1 rRNA gene is annotated in these 2,486 nt (G+C 53.1%); it reads right to left on the bottom strand.

Going from position 1 to position 2,486, the window contains the following annotated elements:
- Nucleotides 1-70 precede the first annotated feature (70 nt).
- A 23S ribosomal RNA gene (locus ACGYLI_RS18025) occupies nt 71-2,486 on the bottom strand; the annotation flags it as partial.

The following is a 2,486-nucleotide window of genomic DNA, read 5'->3' as shown; positions in this document are numbered from 1 at the left end:
TGTCCAAGTCACGTACGACTGATTGTATGTGTATGCTTTTGATCAGTAAGCAGTCTTGCTTCTACTGGATCAAATCAAGCCTATCGAGCAATTAGTACCAGTCAACTGAACGTATTACTACGCTTACATCTCTGGCCTATCGACGTGGTGGTCTACCACGGCTCTCAGGGATACCTTGTTTTGAGGGGGGCTTCCCGCTTAGATGCCTTCAGCGGTTATCCTGTCCGATCATAGCTACCCAGCACTGCAATTGGCATTACAACTGGTCCACCAGTGGATCGTTCACCCCGGTCCTCTCGTACTAGGGGCAACTCCTCTCAAGTATCCTACACCCACGGAAGATAGGGACCGAACTGTCTCACGACGTTCTAAACCCAGCTCACGTACCTCTTTAAACGGCGAACAGCCGTACCCTTGGGACCTGCTCCAGCCCCAGGATGAGATGAGCCGACATCGAGGTGCCAAACACTGCCGTCGATATGGACTCTTGGGCAGTATCAGCCTGTTATCCCCGGCGTACCTTTTATCCGTTGAGCGATGGCCCTCCCACTTGGGACCACCGGATCACTATGGCCGTCTTTCGACTCTGCTCGACTTGTCAGTCTCGCAGTCAGGCTGGCTTCTGCCATTGCACTCAACGAGCGATTTCCGACCGCTCTGAGCCAACCTTCGCGCGCCTCCGTTACGATTTAGGAGGCGACCGCCCCAGTCAAACTACCCGCCACACAGGGTCCCGGAACCGGATAACGGTCCGCGGTTAGACATCAAGCAGAACAAGGGTGGTATCTCAAGGGAGGCTCCACCGAGACTGGCGTCTCGGTTTCAAAGCCCACCACCTATCCTGCACATGTTCGGCCTAATGCCAGTGTGAAGCTGTAGTAAAGGTGCACGGGGTCTTTCCGTCTAACCGCGGGTAACCGGCATCTTGACCGGTAATTCAATTTCGCTGAGTCTATGTTGGAGACAGCGGGGAAGTCGTTACGCCATTCGTGCAGGTCGGAACTTACCCGACAAGGAATTTCGCTACCTTAGGACCGTTATAGTTACGGCCGCCGTTTACCTGGGCTTCAATTCAGAGCTCTCACTCCTCCTTTTAACCTTCAGGCACCGGGCAGGCGTCAGACCCTATACGTCGTCTTGCGACTTCGCAGAGCCCTGTGTTTTTAATAAACAGTCGCCACCCCCTGGTTTGTGCCCCCAGCCCCTAGTTGCCTAGGAACCGGGCCTCCTTCTCGCGAACTTACGGAGGTATTTTGCCGAGTTCCTTCAACATAGTTCTCTCAAGCGCCTTGGTATTCTCTACCTGTCCACCTGTGTCGGTTTAGGGTACGATCTGATGATGGAGCTATTTCCAGGGACCGCTCAGCAGCCCATCCAATCCGATAAGGATGAACTACCCCTGCGATCCGTCACTTCCATCTGGCCCAGGAATATTAACCTGGTTCCCATCGACTACGCCTTTCGGCCTCGCCTTAGGGGTCGGCTTACCCTGCTCAGATTAGCTTTAAGCAGGAACCCTTGGACTTTCGGCGAGAGTGTCTCTCACACTCTTTGTCGCTACTCATGTCATCATTCTCACTAGTGATCTCTCCACCGGATCGCTCACGCGCCGGCTTCACAGAAAGCTCCTTGTGTCCAATACGTCCCGAGGGACGATAAGGACACATGGAACTATGTCACACTACGCTCTGCTACCATGCAATTAATGCATCCTCGGCTTCGGCTCATGGCTTGAGCCCCGTTACATCTTCGCCGCAAGACAACTTATTTAGACCAGTGAGCTGTTACGCTATCTTTAAAGGATGGCTGCTTCTAAGCCAACCTCCTGGTTGTTTTGGTCGTCTCACCTGCTTTCCCACTTAGCCATGAATTAGGGGCCTTAGCCGGAGGTCAGGGTTGTTTCCCTCTCCACGACGGACGTTAGCATTCGCCGTGTGTCTGCCATCCAGTACTCCTCGGTATTCGGAGTTTGGTTAGGATCAGTAAGCCTGTGGGGCCCCATTACCCATCCAGTGCTCTACCCCCGAGGGTATTCGGATGACGCTCTACCTAAATAGATTTCGCAGAGAACCAGCTATCTCCGAGTTTGATTGGCCTTTCACCCCTAGGCACAGCTCATCCCGATCTTTTTCAACAGATGTGGGTTCGGTCCTCCAATAAGTGTTACCTTATCTTCAACCTGGCCATGCCTAGATCACTCGGTTTCGGGTCTGATCCCACGAACTCGACGCCCTATTAAGACTCGCTTTCGCTGCGCCTACACCTAACGGCTTAAGCTTGCTCGTGAGACCAAGTCGATGACCCATTATACAAAAGGTACGCTGTCACATCGCAAGGATGCTCCAACTGATTGTAGGCGTTCGGTTTCAGGTACTGTTTCACTCCCCTCGTCGGGGTGCTTTTCACCTTTCCCTCACGGTACTGGTTCACTATCGGTCAGTAAGGAGTACTTAGCCTTCGAAGGTGGTCCTCCGATCTTCAGACAG

The organism is Sulfitobacter sp. 1A13421, from assembly GCF_043557285.1.
Classification (GTDB): domain Bacteria; phylum Pseudomonadota; class Alphaproteobacteria; order Rhodobacterales; family Rhodobacteraceae; genus Sulfitobacter; species Sulfitobacter faviae.
Note: the sequence above shows the minus strand (reverse complement) of the source record. Positions and strands in the feature narration are given on the sequence as shown.